Here is an 813-nt window from a genome sequence, read left to right on the forward strand (position 1 = left end):
AAGCTTGGCGCCGGGATCGACCGGGCAACGCAGATGGGACCTTTGGCGAATGTTCGCCGGGTGGAGACGACTGCTGATTTCGTGGGCGATGCCGAAGAAAAGGGTGCGCGTGTTCTGGTCCGCTCCGATGCGCGGCACCCGGAACCAGGGTTCTTCCACTCCCCCGTCGTCTTGGCCGACATCCCGATTTCTGCACGGATCATGACCGAAGAGCCGTTCGGCCCCATCGCATCGCTCAACCGTTTTGATGACGTCGATGCCGCAATCGTCGAGGCAAACCGTCTGCCTTTTGGACTTGCCGCCTATTGCTTCACTCAGAACGGACGTCGCCAGAACCGGCTGGGGGATGAGATCGAAGCAGGCATGATTGCGATAAACAGCACGTCGGTGAGCGCGCCTGACAGCCCGTTCGGCGGCGTGAAGGATAGCGGCGCCGGCTCCGAAGATGGACCGGAAGGGATCATGGCGCATCTGATCACAAAAACAATTCATATGAACTAATTACCTGGAACCGTAATCCGTATCATTGGCCCTGATTGTTTCGGGGAGATGGTGCGATGGCGGGCCGCTTGGCGGATGCGGTGGTGTCGAGGGCCGAGGAGCGCTCCTTTCTCGAGGCACAAGCGCTTCGACACAAGCCGGCTCGATCGTTGTCGGACCGGTGCAGGATGATCTTGCTATGCGCAGATGGATTGCAAGGCAAGAAGGTCGCCGAACGCCTCGGGGTACACGAGCGCACGGTCGGCAAGTGGCGGCGCAGGTTCGTGACAGGCCGCATCGAAGGGCTGACCGACGAATACCGGCCCGTCCGCA

2 protein-coding genes are annotated in these 813 nt (G+C 60.8%); both read left to right on the forward strand.

Features of this window, described 5'->3' with window-relative positions; all coding sequences use genetic code 11:
* Window positions 1–501: aldehyde dehydrogenase family protein (locus RM533_RS13600; protein ID WP_311341765.1), on the forward strand; the 501-nt coding region annotated here is incomplete at its 5' end.
* Between the two features lie 56 nt (window positions 502–557).
* Window positions 558–813: helix-turn-helix domain-containing protein (locus RM533_RS13605; RefSeq protein ID WP_311341766.1), on the forward strand; the 256-nt coding region annotated here is incomplete at its 3' end.

The organism is Croceicoccus esteveae (assembly GCF_031846435.1).
GTDB lineage: Bacteria > Pseudomonadota > Alphaproteobacteria > Sphingomonadales > Sphingomonadaceae > Croceicoccus > Croceicoccus esteveae.